Origin of the sequence: Nonomuraea roseola (assembly GCF_039535395.1) — a bacterium.
Classification (GTDB): Bacteria; Actinomycetota; Actinomycetes; order Streptosporangiales; family Streptosporangiaceae; genus Nonomuraea; species Nonomuraea roseola.
This window is the reverse complement of the sequence record NZ_BAAAXC010000014.1, coordinates 103,547-125,370: the sequence shown is the minus strand read 5'-3', so window position 1 is coordinate 125,370 and position 21,824 is coordinate 103,547. Positions and strand designations below refer to the sequence as shown.

The 21,824-nt window shown below is 67.6% G+C and carries 24 protein-coding genes and 5 pseudogenes; 16 read left to right on the top strand and 13 right to left on the bottom strand.

Features of this window, described 5'->3' with window-relative positions:
* The first annotated feature begins 44 nt into the window (after positions 1–44).
* Entirely contained in the window at positions 45–512 is a 468-nt protein-coding gene (locus tag ABFX55_RS18940; RefSeq protein ID WP_346122765.1) for a winged helix-turn-helix transcriptional regulator, read from the top strand.
* A 228-nt stretch (positions 513–740) separates the two neighbouring features.
* Positions 741–1,853: a hypothetical protein gene (locus tag ABFX55_RS18935; protein ID WP_346122763.1), complete on the top strand. Its 1,113-nt coding sequence runs from the start codon at positions 741–743 to the stop codon at positions 1,851–1,853.
* A 134-nt stretch (positions 1,854–1,987) separates the two neighbouring features.
* Here ABFX55_RS18935 and ABFX55_RS18930 read toward each other — a convergent pair.
* Positions 1,988–2,287: pseudogene (locus tag ABFX55_RS18930) on the bottom strand (transposase); the annotation flags it as partial.
* Positions 2,288–2,339: 52 nt separating this feature from the next.
* Between ABFX55_RS18930 and ABFX55_RS18925 the strand changes: the two are divergent.
* A pseudogene (locus ABFX55_RS18925) lies at positions 2,340–2,495 on the top strand (IS5/IS1182 family transposase); the annotation flags it as partial.
* Between the two features lie 470 nt (positions 2,496–2,965).
* On the opposite strand, the gene ABFX55_RS18920 reads toward ABFX55_RS18925, so the two are convergent.
* Positions 2,966–3,349 (bottom strand): nuclear transport factor 2 family protein, encoded by a 384-nt coding sequence (locus tag ABFX55_RS18920; RefSeq protein WP_346122761.1) that lies wholly within the window; start codon positions 3,347–3,349, stop codon positions 2,966–2,968.
* Positions 3,350–3,451: 102 nt separating this feature from the next.
* On the opposite strand from ABFX55_RS18920, the gene ABFX55_RS18915 reads away from it, so the two are divergent.
* Positions 3,452–4,399, top strand: coding sequence for a LysR family transcriptional regulator (locus tag ABFX55_RS18915; RefSeq protein WP_346122760.1), 948 nt, complete (start codon positions 3,452–3,454; stop codon positions 4,397–4,399).
* A 43-nt stretch (positions 4,400–4,442) separates the two neighbouring features.
* On the opposite strand, the pseudogene ABFX55_RS18910 reads toward ABFX55_RS18915, so the two are convergent.
* Positions 4,443–4,582 (bottom strand): annotated as a pseudogene (locus ABFX55_RS18910) (IS630 family transposase); the annotation flags it as partial.
* 103 nt (positions 4,583–4,685) lie between these two features.
* Between ABFX55_RS18910 and ABFX55_RS18905 the strand changes: the two are divergent.
* Positions 4,686–5,753: a hypothetical protein gene (locus ABFX55_RS18905; RefSeq protein ID WP_346122758.1), complete on the top strand. Its 1,068-nt coding sequence runs from the start codon at positions 4,686–4,688 to the stop codon at positions 5,751–5,753.
* 183 nt (positions 5,754–5,936) lie between these two features.
* Here the strand turns inward: ABFX55_RS18905 and ABFX55_RS18900 are convergent, their stop codons facing one another.
* The gene (locus ABFX55_RS18900; RefSeq protein WP_346122756.1) at positions 5,937–6,314 is read right to left on the bottom strand and encodes a hypothetical protein; all 378 of its coding nucleotides are present in this window, start codon (positions 6,312–6,314) and stop codon (positions 5,937–5,939) included.
* Positions 6,315–6,463: 149 nt separating this feature from the next.
* Here ABFX55_RS18900 and ABFX55_RS18895 point away from each other — a divergent pair, with 149 nt between their 5' ends.
* The 5 genes and pseudogenes from ABFX55_RS18895 (at position 6,464) to ABFX55_RS18880 (ending at position 8,555) form a co-directional block, all read left to right on the top strand.
* A complete protein-coding gene (locus tag ABFX55_RS18895) occupies positions 6,464–6,685 on the top strand; it encodes a hypothetical protein (RefSeq protein ID WP_346122754.1) in 222 nt (73 codons plus the stop codon).
* 269 nt (positions 6,686–6,954) lie between these two features.
* Positions 6,955–7,116 (top strand): VOC family protein, encoded by a 162-nt coding sequence (locus ABFX55_RS18890; RefSeq protein WP_346122752.1) that lies wholly within the window; start codon positions 6,955–6,957, stop codon positions 7,114–7,116.
* Positions 7,117–7,123: 7 nt separating this feature from the next.
* Positions 7,124–7,465 (top strand): ArsR/SmtB family transcription factor, encoded by a 342-nt coding sequence (locus tag ABFX55_RS18885; RefSeq protein WP_346122750.1) that lies wholly within the window; start codon positions 7,124–7,126, stop codon positions 7,463–7,465.
* Positions 7,462–7,773: pseudogene (locus ABFX55_RS49845) on the top strand (SRPBCC family protein); the annotation flags it as partial. The gene ABFX55_RS18885 and the pseudogene ABFX55_RS49845, both read left to right, overlap by 4 nt.
* A gap of 188 nt (positions 7,774–7,961) precedes the next feature.
* Entirely contained in the window at positions 7,962–8,555 is a 594-nt protein-coding gene (locus ABFX55_RS18880; protein WP_346122748.1) for a TIGR03086 family metal-binding protein, read from the top strand.
* A 207-nt stretch (positions 8,556–8,762) separates the two neighbouring features.
* On the opposite strand, the gene ABFX55_RS18875 is transcribed toward ABFX55_RS18880, so the two are convergent.
* The 7 genes and pseudogenes from ABFX55_RS18875 to ABFX55_RS18845 all read right to left on the bottom strand — a co-directional run bounded on the left by ABFX55_RS18875 (position 8,763) and on the right by ABFX55_RS18845 (position 12,878).
* Positions 8,763–9,002, bottom strand: coding sequence for a hypothetical protein (locus ABFX55_RS18875; protein ID WP_346122747.1), 240 nt, complete (start codon positions 9,000–9,002; stop codon positions 8,763–8,765).
* A gap of 207 nt (positions 9,003–9,209) precedes the next feature.
* The gene (locus ABFX55_RS18870; RefSeq protein ID WP_346122746.1) at positions 9,210–9,368 is read right to left on the bottom strand and encodes a hypothetical protein; all 159 of its coding nucleotides are present in this window, start codon (positions 9,366–9,368) and stop codon (positions 9,210–9,212) included.
* 49 nt (positions 9,369–9,417) lie between these two features.
* Positions 9,418–10,272, bottom strand: a complete 855-nt coding sequence (locus ABFX55_RS18865) for an SCO6745 family protein (RefSeq protein ID WP_346122744.1) — start codon at positions 10,270–10,272, stop codon at positions 9,418–9,420.
* A 185-nt stretch (positions 10,273–10,457) separates the two neighbouring features.
* Entirely contained in the window at positions 10,458–10,976 is a 519-nt protein-coding gene (locus ABFX55_RS18860) for a protein kinase domain-containing protein (RefSeq protein WP_346122742.1), read from the bottom strand.
* A 229-nt stretch (positions 10,977–11,205) separates the two neighbouring features.
* Positions 11,206–11,616 carry a transposase family protein gene (locus ABFX55_RS18855; protein ID WP_346122740.1) on the bottom strand — a complete coding sequence of 137 codons (411 nt, stop codon included), beginning with the start codon at positions 11,614–11,616 and terminating at the stop codon, positions 11,206–11,208.
* Between the two features lie 238 nt (positions 11,617–11,854).
* Positions 11,855–12,019, bottom strand: a pseudogene (locus tag ABFX55_RS49840) (helix-turn-helix domain-containing protein); the annotation flags it as partial.
* 64 nt (positions 12,020–12,083) lie between these two features.
* Positions 12,084–12,878, bottom strand: a complete 795-nt coding sequence (locus ABFX55_RS18845; RefSeq protein WP_346122738.1) for an inositol monophosphatase family protein — start codon at positions 12,876–12,878, stop codon at positions 12,084–12,086.
* Positions 12,879–13,257: 379 nt separating this feature from the next.
* On the opposite strand from ABFX55_RS18845, the gene ABFX55_RS18840 reads away from it, so the two are divergent.
* The 3 genes from ABFX55_RS18840 to ABFX55_RS18830 all read left to right on the top strand — a co-directional run bounded on the left by ABFX55_RS18840 (position 13,258) and on the right by ABFX55_RS18830 (position 16,385).
* A complete protein-coding gene (locus tag ABFX55_RS18840; RefSeq protein WP_346122737.1) occupies positions 13,258–14,529 on the top strand; it encodes a monodechloroaminopyrrolnitrin synthase PrnB family protein in 1,272 nt (423 codons plus the stop codon).
* A gap of 284 nt (positions 14,530–14,813) precedes the next feature.
* Positions 14,814–15,647: an aminotransferase class V-fold PLP-dependent enzyme gene (locus tag ABFX55_RS18835; RefSeq protein ID WP_346122735.1), complete on the top strand. Its 834-nt coding sequence runs from the start codon at positions 14,814–14,816 to the stop codon at positions 15,645–15,647.
* A 273-nt stretch (positions 15,648–15,920) separates the two neighbouring features.
* A complete protein-coding gene (locus ABFX55_RS18830) occupies positions 15,921–16,385 on the top strand; it encodes a PQQ-binding-like beta-propeller repeat protein (RefSeq protein ID WP_346122733.1) in 465 nt (154 codons plus the stop codon).
* A gap of 109 nt (positions 16,386–16,494) precedes the next feature.
* Here ABFX55_RS18830 and ABFX55_RS18825 read toward each other — a convergent pair whose 3' ends face one another.
* A complete protein-coding gene (locus ABFX55_RS18825) occupies positions 16,495–17,046 on the bottom strand; it encodes a TetR/AcrR family transcriptional regulator (protein WP_346122731.1) in 552 nt (183 codons plus the stop codon).
* Positions 17,047–17,166: 120 nt separating this feature from the next.
* On the opposite strand from ABFX55_RS18825, the gene ABFX55_RS18820 reads away from it, so the two are divergent.
* Entirely contained in the window at positions 17,167–17,685 is a 519-nt protein-coding gene (locus tag ABFX55_RS18820) for a cupin domain-containing protein (RefSeq protein WP_346122729.1), read from the top strand.
* A gap of 342 nt (positions 17,686–18,027) precedes the next feature.
* Here the strand turns inward: ABFX55_RS18820 and pdxR are convergent, their stop codons facing one another.
* Positions 18,028–19,506, bottom strand: coding sequence for a MocR-like pyridoxine biosynthesis transcription factor PdxR (gene pdxR / locus ABFX55_RS18815; protein WP_346122727.1), 1,479 nt, complete (start codon positions 19,504–19,506; stop codon positions 18,028–18,030).
* Between the two features lie 9 nt (positions 19,507–19,515).
* Between pdxR and ABFX55_RS18810 the strand changes: the two genes are divergently transcribed.
* Both ABFX55_RS18810 and ABFX55_RS18805 read left to right on the top strand, forming a co-directional pair.
* Positions 19,516–20,148: a LysE family translocator gene (locus tag ABFX55_RS18810; RefSeq protein WP_346122725.1), complete on the top strand. Its 633-nt coding sequence runs from the start codon at positions 19,516–19,518 to the stop codon at positions 20,146–20,148.
* A gap of 312 nt (positions 20,149–20,460) precedes the next feature.
* Positions 20,461–21,636 (top strand): hypothetical protein, encoded by a 1,176-nt coding sequence (locus tag ABFX55_RS18805; RefSeq protein WP_346122723.1) that lies wholly within the window; start codon positions 20,461–20,463, stop codon positions 21,634–21,636.
* Positions 21,637–21,824 lie beyond the last annotated feature (188 nt).

Below are 21,824 nucleotides of genomic sequence, written 5' to 3'. Positions count from 1 at the left end.
CGGGTGAGTCAGATAATCCAACTGACGCGCATAGGGTGGAGGTCATGAAGAGACCACGTCCGTGCTCGATCGCCGACGCGCTCGCCGTCATCGGCGAGAAGCACTCCTTGCTGGTGCTGCGCGAGGTGTTCTACGGCGTGCGCAGGTTCGACGGGCTCGTGGCCAACATCGGCGCCCCTCGCGACATCCTCGCCGCCCGGCTGCGGCGGCTGGTCGAGGCAGGCGTCCTGGAGAAGGTGTCCTACCAGGAGCATCCCCCTCGCTTCGAGTACCACCTCACCGACGCAGGACGGGAGCTGCGCCCTGTTCTTCTCACCCTGATGCAGTGGGGCGACCGCCACCTGGCCGACGTTCCTCCTGTGGTGTTCGAGCACGCGTGCGGGGCCGAGCTCGAACCCAGGGTCGTCTGCCGCGCGTGCGGCGAGGAGCCGACGGAGGGCAGCCTCACCGCCCGCTTCCGCGATCCGGGCTGGACGGCCGCGGGCGCCGCCCCCGCGACGAACAAGGCGTAGCGGGCCGCTCTCCGCAGGCGGCCACTCCCCTCAGAGGGCGCCTCGCCCTGAGACGGTGCCTTGTCTGGAGAGGGTGCCTTGCCCCTGCGGGGGCGGTTTCCCCTGACGAGGCCGGTTCCCCCCTCAGGGGGAGCGGGCTCCCTTCCGCGGGGGAGGAGCGGGGGCGAGGCGGCTGCGATCTTCGGTGGAGGCCGGGCAGCGGATGCCCTCGACACCGAAGGACCTCTCATGAGCGTCAGTGAAGCACCTGTCGGCGCGGAGCCGGGACCGGAGTCCTGGGCGCAGAGCTGGCCGAGGTGGGCGCCCTCCGCCGCCGCGACGTGGGGCGCGCTGTACGCGACCGTGCAGCTCACGTGGGCGGTGACGGGCGCCACCGTGCCATGGACGCCCGGCACGCCCTACGCCCCTGTGGCCCAGCTCCTGCTGGCCCTGCTCGCCGTCGTCGCGGCGGCGGCCTGTCTGGCCACCACCAGGCCGCTGACCCGTGCGGGCGCGACGGCGGTGACGGCCGTCCTGGCCGTGGCCGTCCCGGTCTTCGTGGTGGGGATGATCAGTCTGCCTCTCCAGTTCGTGACCCTGGTGTCGGGATCGGGGGTGGAGAGCGCCACGGGCCTGGCCCATGTCCTGCTCGACACGGCGGGCGCGGGTCTGCTGGCCCTGACCGCGGCAGGCCATCGCCGCCGCCTGCGCGGACGGTGCGTCCGCTGCGGGCAGGCTCACAGGGGCGCGGGAACCGGTCCGCTGCTCCATCCCGACGCCTCCACCGCGTCGCGGCGGACGCGGGTGGCGGTCTACGCGCTGATGTGCGGCATCGTGCCATGGGCAGGGGTCAAGACCGTCTGGACGCTGGGCGGCGACGCGCTCGGACTCACCGCCGAGGAATGGGATCGGGCCAACGCCGCCGCGCCGGCCTCGGCCAGGGCGCTGGCCTCGGTGGGGATCGACATCACCGTGCTGGCCGCGCTGCTGGCGATCTTCCTGCTCCTCGGCCTGATGTACCGGTGGGGCATGGTGTTCCCCCGCTGGACGCTGTTCCTCTCCAGCAGGCGCGTCCCCAGGCTGCTGCCGCTGGTCCCCGCCTGGCTGACCGCCGCCAGCCTCTCGATGTACGGGATCGGGCTCACGGTCTACGCCCCGCTCACCGCCATCGGCGTGCTGCCGGCGATCGAGCCGTCGGGCGGCTTCACCCGTGCGGGACTCACCTGGATGATCGCGTTCGGCGGGCTGGCCTTCGCGGGGCTGGGCCTCGGTCTCGTGGTCGCCGCCCGCTCCTACGCCTCCCGCACCCACCCCGTCTGCGCCGTCGCGGGCGAGCAGGGCCGCCGGACGGCCGCCCGGTAAAATCGGGCGGTGCACCACGACACGAGCTCCGACGGCGACACGGCCCGGCTCATGGCCGTGGCCGACGACTGGGCGGCCGCGATCGTCTCCAACCATCCTCGCCACGCAACACCTCCGCGATCATCATCCCGAATGGGGTTGCGCTGATGTGTTGAGTGCACCGAGGCGGCCTTCAGGATCTCGTTGGCCCGCCGTAGCTCGGCGTGCTCCCGCCGCAGCCGCTTCAACTCTTCGGCCTCATCGGTGGTGGTGCCCGGCCGCTGTCCTTCATCGATCGGGGCTTGGCGGACCCATTTGCGCAGTGTCTCGGCCGTGCCGATGCCGAGCTTGGCGGCGACCGCGTTGATCGCGGCCCACTCGGTCGGGTAGTCCGGGCGGACCTCAGCGACCATCCGCACCGCGCGCTTCCGGCGGGTAGGGGACTTGGCTGCCATGACTTGATCCTTTCAAGGGAACGAGCCTCCAACGACGCCGGAGCGCTTCACCCACGCCCGCAACCGCGCCGTCGGCGAGCGAGCTGTTGCCACGCTCAAGGCCTGGAAGATCCTGACCCGCCTGCGCTGCTGCCCGCACCGCGCGACTGCGATCGTTCAGACGATCCTCGTTCTGCAAACCGTCGAAGACGGCCGCCGCTCACGATGAAAAGCGCTCAAGATCTCTGGCCCCACCCAAGGGATTGGGGGTTGGTATTCGGCAGAAGTGGACCCAGGGGACAGTCGTGCGACGGGAGCATCGATGTGCTATCGCGCTCCCTCCAGGCACGGTCTCCCCGCTGCGGCGATCCCCAAGATCGCGCGGTTGCTGGAGGAGGTCATCGCGGGGCCATCGACCTCCTCAGAGCCCCCAGAGATGCGGCAGGCGCCCCGCCGGGATGGCCAAGCGGCCTGCCGCACCTTTAGGAGGGGATGGGTCAGTTTCCCCCCAGGTGGCCTGAGCGGGGCGTCGGTGCTGTCGACCAGCTCGCAATCGGCTACGGGCGTCAGTTCTACGGCTTGGGGGCGTCGAGGAGTGCTGAGCCGCGTCAACGTGTGAACGCCCCGTCCGGCCCTTTCGAAGTCCGGGCGGCGTTGCGAGTGCTCGCCGGGCCATGACGCGCCGCACCGCTGAATTCTTCAGAACATCGTGTTGTCATTCGCCGCAGTCTCGGGCACCGGCTGCAGGACGTCCCAGTGCTCGACGATCTTGCCGTCCTGGACCCTGACGATGTCCACGATGGCGGTTCCCCGGTCATCGGGTGAGGTCTTCATCAGACTGTGCATGACGACCAGGTCGCCCTCGGCGACAACGCGCTTGATGTCAAGGCTGAGCTGTGGGAACTGGGAGGCGAACCCGGAGACGAACTGGACGAATGCCTCAGAGCCGTCCGGCGCCTGCGGGTTGTGCTGGGTGTAGCTGGACCCGAGATACCTCGCGACCGCCTCGGCCGGCTGTTTGTCGTTGAAGGCCAGGTTGAAGAAGGTCTGTGCGGTCTGCTTGTTCTGTTCGAGATCAGCCATGGTGTCGTTCCTCTCAGGGGAGCCGGACGTTCGCAGCTATCTCAGCAGCCAAGCCCCTCGACAGGGAAAGACCTGTTCGATCTCGGGCTATACCCTCCAGGTATGATCGATTTCGAGGTACGGGAGCTGCGTTACTTCCGCGCTGTGGCCGAGGAGCTCAACTTCTCTCGGGCCGCCGAGCGGCTGGGGATGGCGCAGCCGCCGCTGTCCCGGGCGATCCGCCAGCTAGAGCGACGGCTCGGCGTCCAGCTTTTCGAACGCACCACCCACCACGTCACGCTAACCGTCGCCGGTCTGACCCTGTTCGACGAGGCAGAACGCGCGCTTGACGCGATGTCCGCGGCCGCTCGCCGCACTCGCCGGGCGGCGCTGACCACACCCACCCTGGTCGTGACGGCGAAAGCGGGTGTGGCGACGGATCTGCTGCGGCGGATCGTGGAGGCATACGGCGCACTGCCCGACGCCCCGCGAGTAGAGATCGCCGTCAGTGGCTACGGCGAACAGGCGGACATGTTGCGCGACGGGCGCGCGGACCTGGCTCTGCTGGGTTCACCATTCGACCGCCGAGGGCTCGACATCGAGCCGCTGATCTCCGAACCGAGGGTGGCCGCCCTTCCGTCCGGCCACGAACTCGCTCACCGTACGGCCCTGAGCTGCCGCGACCTCGCCGGCCTGCCGATGCCACAGTGCCCGGGGTCGACTGCCTCCGAGCGCGACTACTGGGCGGGGCGAGACTGCTACGCCTCCCAGGCGAACGAGTCCGCCGAGCGGCGGCCCGACGTGCCCGTGTCGGGTCCAGTCGTGCACGACAGCTCACAGCTTCTAGAGGCTGTGGCTCTAGGCCAAGCCGTCGCTCTGATCCCGACGTCCCTCGCCGAGCGCAACCTCCGCGACGACGTCGCCTACCGGCCGGTGCACGACGCCAGCCCATACTCCATCGCGATCGCCTGGCGCGACTGCACCCGTGCCTACTGGACCGCCCGCTTGGTCCGGACCGCGGTCGAACTCACGGCAGGCCAGGACGGCGGCAAGCTCGCCGAAATCGCCTGAGACGCCGTGACCGTATTGGAGGAGAGGGGGCCTCCCGTTGGGTGAGGGCGTACTCGATGCGGTCCAGCTTGGCCTCGACGTCCGGGTCTGGTGAGTCTTTCCAGGTCTTGGTGCGCTGGAAGGTGATGCGTGGCGGGCCAGCAGGGTGCGTAAGGCTTCCCGGCCGATGGTGAGGGTGCGGCCGGGCAGGCGGCTTCCCGGTCGTAGTTGCCGAATGATCCGGTGGGAAATTTCCGGTCTTGGCTATTCTTGATCTTGACCTAAAGCTGGACCTTGGAGATGAGCGTTGACGGCTACAGAGCCTCGCTGGGTCGGCCCATTCGAAACCGTAGAGTGCCTGTTCAGGTTGTGGTTGCCGGGATGGCGGCTCGCACTCGTCGGAGGCAAGGCTCCCGAGGAGAAGTGGACCTCCACGCCTTCTCTGACTGAGGTGACGGAGTACGGGGCGTTCCCGGGAACGTTCGACGGCCCCGGTGGGCAGCGCCACCCGCTGGCCGTCGAGCGGTTCGACATCCATGACCCAGACGAGACGTCCGACAGCCCCCTATGCGCGTCCTGGGGGCTGCCCACCGAGGGTGCGGAACAGGCATACGAGTTCCTCATCGGAGTATTGGAATCCGGTGGCAGCCTAAACCGGCGAGGCCGGGCGCTGGCCGGATACGCCGCTGGCTACCTCGCCGCAGACGCCACAGACCTGCTGCGGATCGCGGTCACAGCCGAACCAGGCAGCCCCGCACTCGACGATGAGCTGCACCTACTGGTGCGCAGTTGGATGACCACGTGGCGGCTGTCTCTGGCCTCCGCCCCGATCGTCCCCGATGCCCCCGTTGAGGCCGAGTACCGAATCGCCTGCGTCACGGCCCTATTGAGCGAATTCCTCAGAATCAACAACACCGACGAGGTGAACTTCGAGGTGAGCTTCGGAACCCACGATGTCGACCTCGACGTCCCTGATCCCTACGACGCCTTCCGGACAGGCTGGACAGGAGACGGGCACTGGCTGATCGCCGAGGAGGGAGACGACGAGGATGACGACGTCCTCTGGGCGCTGGACGCGGCCTCCTTGGAGGCCGCGCTGATCGATTCGGAACGGAACATCGTCCAAGCGGCCCGGGCCGCGACCATGCTCTGGGAATTCGACGATACGACCCCTGAGATTCCCGGCGACGAACTCGTCTCCTGGCTGGCCCGCGACCTCTACGGGACGATCGCCACCGAGGTCACCGGTCCATCCGGAACCCTGCTCGCCTTCGCCAAGAAGTTCCCCCTCGATGAGGTTCTGTGCGGTGAAGGGGATTCCTGCCTCCTCTTGGTCGGCCCGGAACGCACTGCCCTCGTCTACATCAGCGGCTGATCGCCGCCAGCGAGTTCACCCAGGGCCTTCGAGGCAGGCCATCGCGTGAGACCCAGCCGTACCGCACCACGATGTTGGCCTAGTTGGCGGCTGGGGCCCACGTTCGGGAGAAGACCTCCATCTCCGCGACACCGTCACTAAATCTCATCGACATCACCGCCTCGACGCCCCCGCAACCGTCGCTCAAACCAGCGAACAAACGTTGCTGCTTCTTGCGTTCACAGTCACGGGGCCAACGAGAACCAGTTGGGCGCTTTCACCGAGAAGCGTCAGCGGCTTCTTGTCACCGCCGGCGACCCGTTTGGTGAGCGTGTCGATGAGATCGCGGAGGACAGGGATGACGAGTTGCTCTGCGGGTGGCTGGGGGTCATCCCAGCTGTCGTCCTCGCTCAAGCACACGGATAAGGCCAGGTCGGCGGTGGCTTGCTCGGTCTTGGCAAGTACGGTGGCCAAGGCCATACCGTCCAGGAGTTGAAAGTCGTCATCTTTGAGCCCTTTCCAGGTGCGGAAGGTGGCGTCCGCGTCGGTGTCCAGAACGAGGCCGTGTGGCTCGACGGTCACCTCAAAGCCGACCTCGTTGTTGTTGTGACCCAGAGGAACTCGCTGAGCAGTGTCGTGTCCCAGGTGATCCGTGCGTCCAGTCCGGCGGGTTCGCCGACCGGCGGCACTGCGGCGCTCGGAGCCACGGATAGCCGGCACGCTCTTCCATCGTGATCGCGCACGAGGAGGTGCAGTTCGTCGTGAAGCGGAGCGTCGTCTGGCTCGGTGGCGACGTGGATCCTCAGCAGGTGTTCGCAGGCCCACTCGGTCAGCACACCGGCAAGGAAGCCGACCAGCGGCCGGACGTGTCGGTCGAGCGGTCCGGAACCCTCCAAGGTCTCGGTCAAGGCATCGATGACGTACGCGGCAGCCTGGTCGGGCCGTCCCGCTGAAGCCCGCTGGCCGATCCATGTGACAGGTAGGAAATTTCCTACATATAGTGGGCTCATGAACATCACGCACGCCAGGCTCGTTACGCTGCCCGTCGCCGATCAGGACTTGGCCAAGGACTTCTAGGTCGGCGCCCTCGGCTTCGACGTACTCGTCGACCGCCAGATGGGGCCAGTGCGCTGGCTCCAGGTGGCACCCAAAGGCGCGCAGACCAGCTTCGCGCTGTCCACCGCCGAGCAGGGCTTCACCCCGGGGCAGCGCGAGGGGGATCATGCTGGAGACCACCGACCTCGACGCCGACTGCGCGCAGCTCGCGAAGGCTGGTGGCGCGATCGAGGGCCCCACGGACCTGCCCTGGGGCCGGCAGGCCACCCTCACCGACCCGGATGGAAACAGTTTCGTCCTGTCCGCGCCGGCCCTCGCGGACTTCTGATCCGCCGATGGCCGCTATAGAAGCACCCGAGGACCGAATCTTCGCCGCCCTGGCCAGCCCGGTGCGCCGGGAGGTGCTGCGGCTGCTGTGCGAGGAGGGGTCGCAGCCTGTCCAGCGGTTGGCCGGCCACTTCGACATGGCCCGCCCCAGCTTCTCCGAGCACCTGAAGGCGTTGCGGGAGGCCGGGCTGGTCAGCGAGCGGAAGGTAGGCCGGCAGCGGCTCTACCGGCTGGAGGCGGTTCCGCTGAACGAGGTGCAGGAGTGGCTCAGCCCGTTCGAGCGGTTCTGGCGCGAGAAGCTCACTGGGCTGCGCGATCTGCTCGATTCCATGGACGACGATGCGTCATGAGCAGTGACGATCTGACCGCGGTCCGCCCCGACCAGTTCTTGGCGCACCCGCCGGCCAAGGTGTGGCGGGCACTGACTGAGCCGGAGCTGATCGCCCAGTGGCTGATGCCCGGCGACTTCCGGCTCAAGGTTGGCCACCGGTACGCCATGCAGGCCGTTGCGATGCCCACCACCGGCTTCTCGGGCACGGTCCAGGCCGATGTGCTGGCCTTCGAGACCGAGAAGATGCTCCGGATCGGATGGCAGGAGGCCAATCCCACGGGCGGAAACGGCGCGGACTGGACGATCACCTGGACCCTGCAGCCGGAAGGCACCGGCACCCGTTTGTTCCTAGTGCACGAGGGCTTCGACCCGGATAACCCAGCCCAGCAGCGGGCCCGCACGATCATGGCGGCGGTTGGAAAACCGGCGTCATGCGCGCCCTGGAAGGCATCCTCAACCGCATCTGAACCACCCACCGCACCCCTGACTGGATATACGAGAGGCGTGGTCATCTCATGTCGGACATCCCAGAACGGTACGCTCGCCTCGCCGGCACATTCCTGGCCCGGATCGAGGCGACACCAGACGACAGATGGGACTGTGCCAGCCCCTGCCAGGGGTGGACGGCCCGTGATGTCGTCGCTCACGTCATCAACGGGCACCGCGGGGTCATCGCAGCAGTGCGCGGTACCCGGCCGCAGGCGGCGCACGGCGTCGGCGTCTCCAGCATGGCCGATGCCCCGCAGGTGGCCCTGGACGCCGATCTGGCCGCTGCGTTCGCCGAATGCCGCGCGGGCATGTTCGGCATCCTCACCGATCCGCGGCTGGCTACCAAGACCTTCCCTGCCCCCATCGGGAGGATCGTCGCCGTGGAGGAGGCCGCCGACGCGATCGGCGCCCTGGAGTTGCTCGTGCACACCTGGGACCTGGCCCGCGCTGTCGGCGGGGACGAGAGCCTGGATGGCGACGCCGTCGCCAGGACCTACCAGACCTTGCAACCCCACTACGCCGCGCTTCAGGCCACCGGCGCTTTCGGGCCGAGGGTCGCGCCCCCCGCCGATGCCGACCCACAGACGGAGTTCCTCTGCTTCACCGGCCGCCGGCCCTGAGAGGCCATGGCATCTCGCACATAACGGCCGTTCGATCCGGTCTGCAGAAAAGCAGGCCTCGCGCCCAGTCCGCCTCAGCATCGGTCGGCGTGAACGCCTCCGCCAACTTTCGCGCCGACACCACTCGACCAGACAGCGGAAACGCGGTCCGATCGCCCGACGTCACACGCAACCTCCGACACCGCCACCAACACGACGACGATCACCCTAACGATCAAGCGTCAACCCCACGGCCCTCCTCTGCTGTATTCGTCGTGCTCGGTCGTCGCATTCGACCATCAGCAGCTCGGCGAGGAACCCGCGGTAGGACATCTGCTCGCGGGCGGAGGCCTCGGCGAGTTCGGGGAACTTCGCCCGAATAGTTGGCAGCCGCAGCATCCGGCAGGCGGTGTCCGCAGCAGTCTCCGCGGCCTGCTCGGCCAGTCCGCGATTGCGGTTGAACGTCATTGCGTCTCTCCCTTATTGGAGGAGCCCCGACCGCTGGATCGGCGCCGCAGTAGCTGGTCATAGACCGCAACCGAAGGCAGCGGCCGGTTATCGGGCGGAAGCTGGGCCAGCCGCCCCGCGGTCAGCGACGTCACCGTGGCGCGCTGGGCGGGCTCCGCAGCTGCCGGCCGGGAGAGTTGATCGCCGCGCCGCCCGCGAATTGCGCGGCTACCGTGGGCCGCACGCGGGCTTGACCCGTGTGCACCACGAGATGCTGGCCAGCCTGGTGACCGCCTCCGGTCTCAGCTCCGGGATGTTGCCCGAGCCGTTGCCAGCCTCGCTCGACAACTCCGCCCAGATCGCGAAGGAGGCATCGACCGCCTTCATGCTCTCCGTCGCGTCGGCCGGTAACGGCAGCAGGCCGAGAAAGCCTGTCTCAGCCGGAGTTGAGCCGGATTCGCGGGAGGCCCATCGCGTTGGGGAAAGGGATGGCGTCCCCGTCGACGATCCGCTGGATGAGGGGATGAAGGCATTCGGTGAGCCGACTGATCCCCTCCGGTCCGAGGGCGGCCAGGGCGGGCTTGGCGAGCTCCTCGGTCGTGGCCTCGACCGCGTCACGCCTGCGGCGCCCTTCGGCGCTGAGGGTTCCGTCAGCGGCGAGCCAGCCGCGATCGCGCAGACGGTCCGTGGCCGCGGTCCACTCCTGTTCGGTCCAGCCGCGGTAATCGCGTTGCTGCTGCGGGGCCACTCCCATCGCCACCGACATCACGTTTGCCTCACACCCGTCCAGTCCGGCCGCCATTAGCGCCGCGATGTGCCCATCACCGCGGAACTCTCGTAGAGCGGTCGCCGCCCACCACAGCTCCAAATGCGGCTCGGCGGGGACGGGCAGCACGGCATGCGCGGCGAACAGGGTCCGTCCTGCGCGCGGGGAGGCTTCGACCGCGCGCCGGGCGAGTGCGGCGGCCTCGGCGGTCAGCTGGTCGGCGACGAGGTCGCCGACCAGGCGTCGGAGCGACTGATCGACCACCTTGAGCCGGGCTTTCAAAGCGGTGTCAGGCGAGCAGAACGCCCAGGCGTCGGGGAGGGCGCGGGCAACCCGCGCAGGGGCGAAGTTGTAGAAGGATGCGGTCACCACGTCAGCGGAGACGGCCCCGAGTACGGCCGAACGAGTGGCGAAGTAGCCCATCCAAAAGCCTTTGAGTCCCGCCGCGGTGTAGACCGCCTCGGTCTCTGGGGCAAAGTAGACGATCGCGTGATAACCCTCGAGCCGACGCCAGATCTCCTCCACGGCGTCAGGCTACAGGCTGAGCGATCGTCATGATCGTGGCGATCTGGAAAGCGTTCGAGGGCGCATATCGCGCCTTGGTTCATGGTGCCGGATGCCTGGTGTGTCCGTTGACGGGGTGACGCCGGGCTGCCCCGAAGCTCTTCGGGGCGGACTCGGCCTCACCGTCCGAGGACAAGCACCTGCCGTCAGACGGTGTCAGCACGTCGAGGGAATGCAGGTGAAGGGATTTTCGGGCGGGGTCCAAAACGTCGGGGGTGTGGCAGTGGAGGGTTCAGGGGCTGGTTGCGGGGTGGTGCCCGAGGTGGGTCGGGGGTCGAGAGGATGTTGGCGGGTTTGAGGTCGCGGTGCAGGACTCCGGCGCGGTGGATGGCGGCCAGTGCGGTGGCGGTGCTGATGGCCAGGCGGTCGAGTGCGGCACCGCGGCGTGGTCCTTCGAGGGTGACGAGGGTGTGCAGGGAGGGTCCTGGGACGTACTCGCTGACGATGTAGGGTCGTTGGCCGGCGAAGTCGGCGTGGAGTACGGGGACGGTGGAGAATCTGGCTACGCGTCGGGCGATGTCCACCTGCGCAGGAATCTGCTTCTGGCGTCGGAGTCGGTCAGCAGGCCGGGATGGAGGAGTTTGACGGCGACTTGTTCGCCGGATTCGGTTCGTCCTAGGTAGACGACGCCATGGCCGCCTTGCCGAGGCGGCCCACGATGTCATAGGGGCCCAGCTGTCGCGGGTCGTCCTCCAGTAATGGCTCGTTCACGCTGCCTGGCTGTTCGACGTCACCCAGCTGCTGGCCTGGGGGTACGGCGACGCCGACACCCCCGACATCCCCGGGATCTCCCAGGGCGCCGGCGTCCCTCAGGGCATGCGGCAGAGTCGCTCGCTCGCCGCGCTCGGTATGGCCGCGTTGGGATTGAGGCGCGGCGGCCTGTGATGAGGCCTTCTATGCGGTCTGCTGGTCGGACAGAAGTCCCGCGATGGCGGTGATGATCTCGGGCAGGTGGTCGCGGCGGCCGTGACGGGCCAGGGCTCGCCAGTTCTTCAGGTGAGCGATGCCGTGCTCGACCGGTCGCCGGCGGGCGGCGTGGGCGTGGCGGGCCGCGTCATGATGGGCCATCAACCACTGCAGGTCATCGAGGTGTTTGCCGCGGCGTTTGCGCGGTGGAGTAACGATCTGGCCTCCGGTTTGGCTGCCCAGGCCCTGATAGCCGGCATCGGCCAAGATCTCCAAGTTCCGGGTATCGGACAGCAGCTCCACCAGTCCTGATTGTCGCGCCTGGGTGATGTCGGCGACCGATCCGGCACAGACCTGACCGCAGTAGAGCACCGCGCCGTGGGCGTCGGTGAGCACCATCGCCTTCACCCGTGTTGATCCTGCTTTTGCCCGAGACGAAACGAGCACGGTCCACGGTGCCGGCCGCCGGGCGGCCACACGGATCTCGGCCCGTGTCCAAGATGGCCGTCTGGTCGTTGTCGCCCAGGTAGGCGATCACCTCGGCCAACGTGGTGAGTCTGCGGCCGGGGGCGATGCGGCATCCACGCTGAGCAAGCAGCGGCCGGATCTGCCCGATGGCGCGGGTGATGGTGGAGCGATCAACGCCGAACCAGCAGCCCAGCACATCATGGGTGACGCCATGGCGCAGGTGGACCAGCGTGGCCAGGAGCCGGTCAACGAAGACCAGCTTGTGTCGGGCGCCTGCGCCGATCCGGCGTCGACTGTTGTTCACCACGATCGAACGCCTGACAATCCTCGCCATACGTAGATCAACGATCACTCACGCCGCAGGCCACGGCTAACCATGCACGAGGTCGTAAGCGAGGTCAGAGGTGCAAGACCGACCGGACGGCCTGCCAACAGGAGGCGCCGGCGGCGGTCAGCAGTCCTGGCCGAGTGTCAGTGGGGCGGTAGGTCGTGTGGTCGAAGTGACGGACAACACCTCCGGCCTCGGTGAGCAAGAAAGCACCGGGGGCATGGTCCCAGGGGAGGATGCGCCGGAACGCGACGAAGTCAAGTTCCCCGTCGACCAGACGGGGATAGTCGACGCCTGAGCATTGCGCCCCGGGCTCCAGCGCGGCGAATCGGGACGCCACGCCCTCGACGCGGGTCCTGGCCGCGGGTGTCAGGAATCTGGTGAGGACGGCACCGCGCAGCCTGGCGGGATCGTCCGATGCCGGGACTCGGCTCACCCGGACGCCGTCACGCCAGGCGCCGGCGCCGTGTTCGGCGACATAAGCGCGGTCGCAGACAGGGCGGACGATCCACGAAGCCACGGTGTGTCCGTTTCGGACCAGTGCCGCCATAACGGCATAGTCGGGGCTGCCCGCAACGAAGTTGGCGGTTCCGTCCAGCGGATCGACCAGCCAGACGGTGTCGGCCGCAGAAAGTGCGTCGATGAGCCGGGGGTTGGCCGCCACTGCTTCCTCACCGACAACGGGGGCGTCGAGCACGCCACGGAGCCGGCACGTGATCAGGTCCTCGGCTTCGCGGTCGGCAGTGGTGACGACCTCGCCGGGCGACTTCTCCATCACGTCGCCGAGTGCCAGCGCTCTGTATCGAGGCAGGATGATGGCTTGCGCGGTTTCACGTAGGATCTCGGTCACTTTGTCGACCTGCATGATCACCATCGTAGGCCACTGTCCGTTGCCGGCCGCGGCTGGATCCAGCCTCGTCATGGCCCGCGGGAAGCGACGTGCGGGCCGATCGGCGTACCCAGCCGTGCCATAGTCGGTCCGCTGATCGATCTGTCCGTTCAGCCGAGTCCGCCACTGCTTCGACCGTGGCCACCGTTCGACCACCCATGCAGCGATCTGAACGCGGGACCTGAAGTCGAGCTCCACGGCGGACACTTGAACGTGCTCCGCGACGTCGCTTCCCTCAAGTCGTGAGGGGAAGGAAGGCGCGACGCTTTCGAAGCCGGTGCCAACGTTATGGACCTGTGAGATGCAGTGGGTTTGGACCTGTTAGGGGGAGCCATTAGATAGCCAGGATGGAAAGGTGAACACAGGAACGACGATCCCCGGCACGCAAGGCGAGGCGGCGATCGCGCCCGGCGGACGCGCGAACACCGCCATCGACCTGCTCGATCAGTGGATCAGAGGCGAGTTCGTCGACCTCAACACCAAGCTCGAAGAGGCGTACTTCTCCGCCCGGAGCGAGGTCCTGACCGACCGCCCAGACCTAGACAAACTCAAGCAGGCGATCGTGCGGGAGGGCTCCAGGCTGATCTCCCAGATCGCCGATGAGGGTAAGCCACCCGTGAGTCCGCAGGAGAGGTACGAACTCCTGGGCCTCGTGGGGTTCTACCTGGCGGCATGCCGCCGGCACGAGGCCGACCTGCCGGGAGGCGTGAACGCCGGGGCGTTGTCGCCCGCCTGGTCGCTCGCCGGCCTGCTCGGCGCCTCGCTCGGGGTCGCCCCCCGGTACGTTTTCGCGCACCAATCCCTCTTCAACCCGTCCGTCCGGGACACCTACCGGACCTTCACCGCGCTCGACGATGAGCGCCTCTTCATCACCACCAACGGGCTTGCCGTGCTGGCCTACCAGCGCGCGGCCGCCGCGCTACGGCGGATACCCGCGATGGGCGTCTCGAGCCCGCTGGCAACGTACCTGTTCGAGGACGCCCGGGCGGCGCTCGACGACGTGTTGCGCTTCAACCGCACGCTCAGCGAGACGCTCGACGTGGACCGCTTCTTTTTCAACATCCGGCCCTATTTCAAGACATACCGCGTCGGCGACGCGGAGTACCGCGGCGCGAACGCCGGAGACTTCGCCGCCATCAATGAGATCGACCTGCTGCTCGGCGTATGCAGCGCGCGGGATCCCTTCTACCAGCACGTCCTGGCGGAGAAGTACGCTTACGTGCCGCCCGAAGACCAGAGCCGGCTGAGGTCGGCCGTGAGCGGCGGAACGCTGCTGGACTCCTTCCTGCGCGAAGCTACCCTGGGCCCTCTCACGCCGCAGTTCCGGCACAATGCGGAACTCTTCCTGGCGATCTGCCGAGCCCACGGCGCCGCTTACACTTTCCACCACCACAAGCTCGTCAAGCCCTTTCTCGAAGCGCCGGCCGGGACCGAGCCGCAGGGCCAGGCGAGGGGCATCACCGCGAGCGGGCCTCCTCTGGAGGCCGTGATCAGCGGGCTGGCACGCCTGAGCGATCTTCGCGCGGCCCGTGACCGGTCTGGACTGAGCACCGCACGGGCCTCGCTGAACCGGCTCGGAAACCTGCTGGCGCACGATGGAGGAGCCAACGGTGAGTCTGAGCAGTGAGTCCTTCCGTTGCCGGTTCCCGGTGCTGGAGCGGACGGTCTATCTCGCTTCCTGCAGCCTTGGCGCGATGTCAGACGCGCTCACCGCGGCGCTGACCGAGTTTCAATCCACCATGTTCGAGCACGGCAGCCCCTGGGAATGGTGGACCTCCCGCGTCGATGAAGCGCGCAGGCACTTTGCAGCGCTGATCCAGGCGGATGTCGACGACGTCGCGGTGGTCTCCAGCGCTTCTGAGGGCGCCTATCAGGTCGCCTCGGGCTTCCGGTGGAAGTGCGGAAGCGGTCGTGACGACCGAACTGGAGTTCCCGTCGATCGCGCACGTATGGCTCGCACAACGCGCCAACGGCGCGACCGTCCGATACGCGGAGACCGAAGGCGGATTCGCCACCGCCGAGGGTTACGAGAAGGCGATGGACGGCCCGGCCCGTCTCGTGTCCGTCCCCCTGGTCAGTTACCGTCATGGGCAGCGCCTGCCGGTCGAGCGGATCGCGGAGCTCGCGCGCGATCGTGGGGCGCAGGTCTTCGTGGACGCCTACCAGGGCCTAGGCGTCGAGCCGGTCGACGTTCGCAAGCTCGGATGCGACTACCTGGTGTCCGGCACGCACAAATACCTGCTGGGGCTCCCCGGGCTGGCGTTCCTCTACGTGCGCCGAGGTGTGAACCGCGAGCTCGACCCGCAGCTCACGGGGTGGTTCGGGCGAGTGGACCCGTTCGAGTTCAACCCCCGGGAGCTCGACTTCCCGTCCACCGCCCGGCGCTACGAGGTCGGTACCCCTCCGGTGGTCGCCGCCTACGGCGCCGTGGCGGGGCTGAAGCTGCTGGCCACCCTCGACGCCGGAGTCGCGCGCGCCCACGTGCGCGGGCTGACCAGCCACCTACGGGCGGGGCTGGCCGGGATGGGTGAGAGGCTCGCCTCACCAGCATCCGAGGACGACTGTGGACCGATGGTGGCCGTCCATGATCCGGCACCGGACCGCCTGGCCCGGTTCTTGGCCGCGCGCAAGATCGTCACCAGCCCACGGTCGGGCCTGCTGCGGATAGCAGTCCATTACTACAACAATGATGCCGATGTGGAGGCTGTCGTCGAGGCGATCCACGAGTACCGGTCCGGTCGGTAGCCGAGAGCGGCGGCGCGTTTCCGACTGGCGTCCTTGGGCGACCGTCTACCGGCTCTGGGGGCCGGTGGACGATGTGTCACGTCGGCTCTGTGCATCGTCGGGCCGCTACCTGCATCTGGCGATCCGCGTCGACAGAGTTGCGATAGACCTGCAGAACATGTGGGCCACCGAGTTCGCGACTCTAATTTAGGGCGGGCAGCCGCCGGCCGGTAGTGGGTGGGCCGACCCTCGCCGACGACACGCTGTACTTCGGCGCCGCCGTGGGTGCCGTCTTTGCGGTCGACGCTCGCACCGGCACCGTTCGTGTGGCGCTCGGATCCACGATTCGAACCGCTCGACGACGAGGACGACGAACCCGCGATCACAACCGCGCCGGTGGTCGTCGGTGACCGCCTGTTCGTCGCTGACAGCCAGGGGATCGCGGTCCGCGACCGGCAGACCGGCGCGTTGCAGCAGGAGTTCGACGCGGACCCAGGTCCGGCCCTACATGGTGACCCGCTGGTGGTGTGCGGCCTGAACGATGTGTGGGCGGTCGACGCGGTGACGCTGCGGGAGCGGTGGCGTAACAAGGATCTCAGCGGTGGGGTGCAGGTGACCCCGGCGTTCCATGACGGGGTGGGGGTGGCTGCGCTGGGGTTCGAGGCCAGTCACACCCATGGTGGTGTGGTGGTGTTCGATGTAGACACCGGTGCGAAGCTTCGCGAGCTGGGTGACACCTACCGCTCATTAAAGGGATAGGGGAGGAGCCGATGACCTGGAGACGCTGACCTGCGACGAGGCCAAGGAGCGTGGCTGTACTCCTACCTCGTCTGCCAGTGTGAAGAGGACTCCGCGGAGCTCTGACTGTCTAACGGCCCAGGTCCGCCAGGGCGCTCATCAGCTCCACGGCCTCTGCGTTTGAGAGCCCGTTGTCCAGGCACAGGGATCGCCAGGTCCAGAAGGAGATGGCATGCCCGATCACGGCGCGGATCCGCTGGTCTGCGGGGAATGGTTCCGCCAGCAGAGTGTGGAACAGCTCTTGGCGATCTTCCAGGGTTCGTCGGTGGGTATCGGGTAGCACCGCCATATCCCTGTAGACGTGGGTGAGCATCTCCCGACCGTCGCGATAGAACTGGTACAGGTCGGTGAGGCCCACCCGCAGGCGCTCGGCGGGGTCGGCCACCTGTGCCCAGGCGCTCGGGTTCGGGGGGACCCGTCGGGACAGCCAGTGCGCCGAGCAGGCCGCGAAGATCGCTTCCTCGTCCGGAAAGTGCCGGTAGACGGTGAGCCTGGTGACGCCAGCCACCGCCGCGATTCCGGCCACGGTCGTCGCCGCCGGGCCCACGGTGCCGTGCAGGTGGACCGCCGCTTCGACGATCCGCTCCCGGGTCTGCGCGACCTGGTCGGCCCTCTTGCGCATCTCGTACGACCTGGATTTGGTGGTACGGGGCTGTTCACTCAACTCTTGACGGCCAGCCTTCCATCCCGAACAATTTTAGAGTACAGAACTGTACACCGAATATTAATGGAGAGAGTCGCCATGAGTGACGTCGTGCCCCCACCGTTGACGATCGTGCAGCCAGGCCAGGGCCGCGAGGGGAACCTCGGGTCGATCGGGGTGGTCTTCAAGCTCTGGGGTCAGGACACCGGGGGAGCGGTGTCGATCGTGGAGCACCCGTTCCCAGTCGGCGCGCTGGTCCCGCCGCACCTGCACACCCGCGAGGACGAGTACTCGATCGTGACCGAGGGGGAGATCGGCTTCCGCTCCGGTGACCGTGAGGTCGTGCTCGGCCCCGGCGGATACATCACCAAGCCACGCGGCGAGCTGCACGCGATGTGGAACGCGGGCACGGTGCCCGCGCGGATGATCGAGGTGATCAGCCCGGCGGGCTTCGAAGGCTTCTTCCGCGATATGGCCGACCTGGTGGCGGGCGGCCCGCCCCCAATGGACAAGATGGCCGCACTCGCAGCCGACTACGGCCTGCAGTTCGGCAACGCCGAGTGGCTGCCGGACATCATCGCCCGGTACGGGCTGAACCCGCCATCGGGCGCCCAGTAGCCACGCCGCTACAGGTGTGGGCGGCACCGAGAAGTGAACTCGCTCCAGAAGCGGTACGACCGATCAACATGAAGAACGCTCACGACTGCGGTCTGTGGTTCTGACGGCTGGATCACCAACGAGAAGCCTCAGCGCGAAAGGTCCGGAGATTGCACGAGATTACGCACCGCTTTCCCGCCCGCCCGCGGCACCGTGATGACCACGCTGGAAGACTCCGGCCCGCGAACGCGCCGCGGTCGCAACGGTCAGCGGGGTGCCCAGCGGACGGCAGGTGGCTGTCCCACAGCCGTACTTCATGCACGCCTGCCGGCGACCTGCTGCTCCGCGGCGCTGGCCGGGCATTCACCGATGGAGCCGACGCAGAACTTCGCCGAGGACGGTTACGCCCTCGGCGATGTCGGTCGAGGTGTTTGCCGCATAGCCCAGGACCAGCCCGGGCCGCTGCGGGCGCTGGGCGTGCCACGACAGCGGCTGCACCTTCACGCCGCGGGCGAGCGCGACCTTGGCGAGGTCGGTGTCGGCGAAGCCGGCGTCGAAGGTGATCATCAAGTGCAGTCCTGCGGACGCGCCGTGGACGGTCGCGCCGGGAAGGTACCGTGCGATCGCCTCGATCATCGCGTCCCGGCGGCGGCGATGCCGCCTGCGCAGGAACCGCAGGTGGCGTTCCATCTCGCCCGATTCCATGAGCCGGGCGAGTACAAGTTGCGGCAGTACGGCGTTGCCGAGGTCGGCGAACCGCTTGGCCTCGGTCAGCGCGTCGTGGTACTTGGGCGGCGCGAGCACCCAGCCCACCCGCAGCCCGGGGGCCAGCAGCTTGGACACGCTCCCGGCGTAGCAGACCTGCTCAGCGAGCATCGCCCGCAGCGCCGGGACCGGCGGCCGGTCATAGCGGTGTTCGGCGTCGTAGTCGTCCTCGATGATCAGCCCGCCCTCGCCGGCCCATCGCAGCAGTTCTCGACGCCGGCGGCCGCCCAGCACCACCCCGGTCGGGAACTGATGGGCCGGCGTCACCAGCGCGGCCGCTGCCCCCCGCGCCCACAGTTCGTCCACGCGAAGCCCGTCGGCGTCGACCGGGATCGGCGGGGTTTCCAGCTGCCGGCTGCGCAGATGCTGGCGCGCCCCCAGCGATCCCGGATCTTCCACGGCCACCTCGCGTACCCCCTCCTGGTAGAGCACCTGTGCGAGCAGGCTGAGCATCTGCGCGATGCCGGCCATGATGATCACCTGGCTGGGGTCCGCGATGATCCCGCGATTGCGCGCGAGCCAGTTCGCCACGGCCGCCCGTAGCCGCGGCGCGCCGCGAGGATCCCCGTAGCCGAGGTCAGCCGCCGAAAGCTCGTCGAACATCGCGCGCTCCGTGCGCAGCCACGCCGTACGCGGAAATGCCGTCAGATCGGGCAGTCCCGGCGACAGGTCGATGCGCGCGGGCACCGCGCGCAGGGTGTCGAAGACCTCCGCGCGAGGCTCTGAGGCGAACAGCACAGCCGGTACGGCAGGCGTGGGCGTGGCGGATCGCGTCTCCACTGGAGCGGCAACCACGATCGTTCCGGACCGGCCGCGTCCTGCGACCTGTCCGCCTTCGCTTAGCCGCTGGTAGGCCTCGGTGACGACGCCACGTGACACGCCCAGTTCCTTGGCCAGTGTCCGCGAGGCCGGGAGCCGGCTGCCCACCGGCAAACGCCCGTCCGCCATCGCCTGCCTGAGGTGCTGCGTCAACCAGTCCGCCATCCCGCCCACGGGCGCGCGGTCGACATCGAGCTGCAGGAAATCCGACCCCGACGCTTTGGACCCATGAGATCCGCCATCTTTGGACCTTTCCATCGAGCCATTATGGCGGCATGGTTCTCCGGTGTGAGCATCGCATTTCTCGTGACCACGCTGGTCGTGGTCGCCACGCCAGGCACCGGTGTCATCTACACGCTGTCAGAAGGACTCTCCCGGGGACGCCGGGCGAGCCTCGTCGCGGCGATCGGGTGCACGTTGGGCATCGTTCCGCACATGGCGGCGACGATCACCGGGCTTGCGGCGGTCCTGCACACCAGCGCGCCGGCCTTCCAGACCCTGAAATATCTCGGTGTGGCATATCTCCTGTACATGGCATGGGCCACGCTCAAGGACAAGAACGTGATCGCTGTGGAAACGCTGGCCACGTCCCGCCCGGCGACCCGGGTGATCATGTCCGGCATCCTGATCAACATCCTCAACCCGAAGCTGACCATGTTCTTCGTCGCGTTCCTGCCGCAGTTCGTGACGGCCGACGAGCCTGACTCCTTGCCACGGATGCTCGAACTGAGCGCGGTCTTCATGCTGCTCACCCTCGTTGTCTTTGCCGCGTACGGCTTGTTCGCCGCCTCTGTACGCGACCATGTGACCTCGCGGCCTCGGGTGATGGCCTGGATCGGCCGAGTCTTCGCCGGATCCTTCGTCGCACTCGGAGCCAGACTCGCCTTCGTCGACCAGTAGAGAGTTCTGGATTGCGTCGATGGGGTCGCCGGTCTCCTCCAGCCGCGCGCCGGGGTAGCCGAGCAGGCAGACCAGTGACGGGACGGGTTCTCTCGCCGAGGCTTCTATTGAGCCACAGACGGCCAGCCCGACACACCTTCGGGAGTGGCTCCCCCAAGAAGAGGCGACAGATCGTGCGGGAGAACACATCCTGCCTCTGCAACTCCATCCGCAGCAGAAACTCGTGAGAGGGCTTCATTGGATTTTACGATCTGCGAGTTCCTTGGACACGCGTGCGAGGACGGCCGAGACTCACCCCTCTGGCACGCGGAGATGCAGGTGGCGGCTTGTGCTCATCTGCTGAACCAGTGGCTGGAGGAAGACGCTCCCGAGCATGAGGCGCGTGACGCGCGTCTCCTTGTCGATCTTCGCGAGAGAACAGATCATCCCGCCGTGTTAGGGATCACCTCCCTCCTGAACTCCGGAGTGTTCCCCGCCCTGTCTCCGGACGGGCCAACGCGTGAGCCGCTCTCCTGTGTGCCGATCCCCGTCTCCGAGGCGGCCACAGCTATCGAGCGTGCCCTGTTCGGCACACCGGCGTCGAGGCGCGTCGGACTGATGTACGCCGCTCTTCGTGCTTTAATCCACGACTGGGCCGAGGAGGCGGTGCTGGTGACTGTCACCGACCCCGCCGGCGGCGGCGTCCCGGATGAGACGCATGTCGTTTTCACATTCTTTTCCAGACTGATCCGCGTCAGTGTCGCTCGCGTAGGTGATCGCGGGATCGGCCATGACCCGGCCTGCTCCTTCGCGGGGCATTGGTGCGAAAGCGATCCTCGGCTCGAGCGTGAGAGCCACGCGCTGGCCGAGGCCAGGTTGCGCGCCATCTGCGCCGGAGCCGCCCTCCGTGCCCCGCTGGATCTTTACGGCTACGCCTCGTTCAAGGTCGGGTGGATGCAACATGAGCTGCCCTCCTCTGCCGACATGGGTGCCGTCCGAGAGTGGTGGAGCAGCACTGCGTGGAGTCAGCGATACGTCAACGATTATCTCCTGGACGAGCTCTCCGTGCCCGACGACCCGCAAGCTCAGGATGACGATCCGGACGACCGGGTCGACGCGATCAAGGAACCTCATCCACTCGAACTGGGCGACCCTGCGAACGACCACGCGTGGTGGGGAGGAACAGTGGGGGGCGGGCTCCAGTCTTTGGAAACAATGGAGTTCCTCACGGAGGTCGAGGCATTTCGCGCCGCCTGCCTTGAAGAGGCCACCGGCAACGAATCGAGCGAGCTTGTCTCTCATCTCTTGGATGAGCTCCTCGACGGCCCCATCCGCCGCATGGGCGGCCCGGAACGACGGTTGCGCGTGTGGGCCGATGCCGACGAGGACGGCCGCTTCTGGCGGGATGTATCAGACGGTATCTTTCGGTGCGGCCATGGGCGCAGACTCTTAATCCTGGGTCCAGACGAGGCGATGTACATCGTGTTCAAGGAGGAACAGAACGAATGAGCCTTTCTCATCCTGAGTAGCGGCCCTTATCGATTAGTTGCAGGACGAAGATAGCCTCGACGCTCGAGCTCGTACGTTGCGGGCAACGACTGCTGCTGCGGATGGAGTTGCAGAGGCAGGATGTGTTGGCCCCTGAGGTTGACCCTTGTTCTACCTGGCCCTGGTCCCTGGTGCCGGTGCCATCGGCA

What these genes read in the sequence shown, in the direction of transcription:
- pdxR (WP_346122727.1), bottom strand. Translation starts at nt 19,506, where the DNA reads ATGGAAAGGTCCAAAGATGGCGGATCTCATGGGTCCAAAGCGTCGGGG.
- ABFX55_RS18880 (WP_346122748.1), top strand. Translation starts at nt 7,962, where the DNA reads ATGTCGGACATCCCAGAACGGTACGCTCGCCTCGCCGGCACATTCCTG.
- ABFX55_RS18820 (WP_346122729.1), top strand. Translation starts at nt 17,167, where the DNA reads ATGAGTGACGTCGTGCCCCCACCGTTGACGATCGTGCAGCCAGGCCAG.
- ABFX55_RS18890 (WP_346122752.1), top strand. Translation starts at nt 6,955, where the DNA reads ATGCTGGAGACCACCGACCTCGACGCCGACTGCGCGCAGCTCGCGAAG.
- ABFX55_RS18920 (WP_346122761.1), bottom strand. Translation starts at nt 3,349, where the DNA reads ATGGCTGATCTCGAACAGAACAAGCAGACCGCACAGACCTTCTTCAAC.
- ABFX55_RS18855 (WP_346122740.1), bottom strand. Translation starts at nt 11,616, where the DNA reads ATGGTGCTCACCGACGCCCACGGCGCGGTGCTCTACTGCGGTCAGGTC.
- ABFX55_RS18860 (WP_346122742.1), bottom strand. Translation starts at nt 10,976, where the DNA reads ATGACATCGTGGGCCGCCTCGGCAAGGCGGCCATGGCGTCGTCTACCT.
- ABFX55_RS18825 (WP_346122731.1), bottom strand. Translation starts at nt 17,046, where the DNA reads ATGCGCAAGAGGGCCGACCAGGTCGCGCAGACCCGGGAGCGGATCGTC.
- ABFX55_RS18810 (WP_346122725.1), top strand. Translation starts at nt 19,516, where the DNA reads ATGGCGGCATGGTTCTCCGGTGTGAGCATCGCATTTCTCGTGACCACG.
- ABFX55_RS18915 (WP_346122760.1), top strand. Translation starts at nt 3,452, where the DNA reads ATGATCGATTTCGAGGTACGGGAGCTGCGTTACTTCCGCGCTGTGGCC.
- ABFX55_RS18940 (WP_346122765.1), top strand. Translation starts at nt 45, where the DNA reads ATGAAGAGACCACGTCCGTGCTCGATCGCCGACGCGCTCGCCGTCATC.
- ABFX55_RS18875 (WP_346122747.1), bottom strand. Translation starts at nt 9,002, where the DNA reads ATGACGTTCAACCGCAATCGCGGACTGGCCGAGCAGGCCGCGGAGACT.
- ABFX55_RS18870 (WP_346122746.1), bottom strand. Translation starts at nt 9,368, where the DNA reads ATGAAGGCGGTCGATGCCTCCTTCGCGATCTGGGCGGAGTTGTCGAGC.
- ABFX55_RS18885 (WP_346122750.1), top strand. Translation starts at nt 7,124, where the DNA reads ATGGCCGCTATAGAAGCACCCGAGGACCGAATCTTCGCCGCCCTGGCC.
- ABFX55_RS18935 (WP_346122763.1), top strand. Translation starts at nt 741, where the DNA reads ATGAGCGTCAGTGAAGCACCTGTCGGCGCGGAGCCGGGACCGGAGTCC.
- ABFX55_RS18805 (WP_346122723.1), top strand. Translation starts at nt 20,461, where the DNA reads ATGCAGGTGGCGGCTTGTGCTCATCTGCTGAACCAGTGGCTGGAGGAA.
- ABFX55_RS18845 (WP_346122738.1), bottom strand. Translation starts at nt 12,878, where the DNA reads ATGCAGGTCGACAAAGTGACCGAGATCCTACGTGAAACCGCGCAAGCC.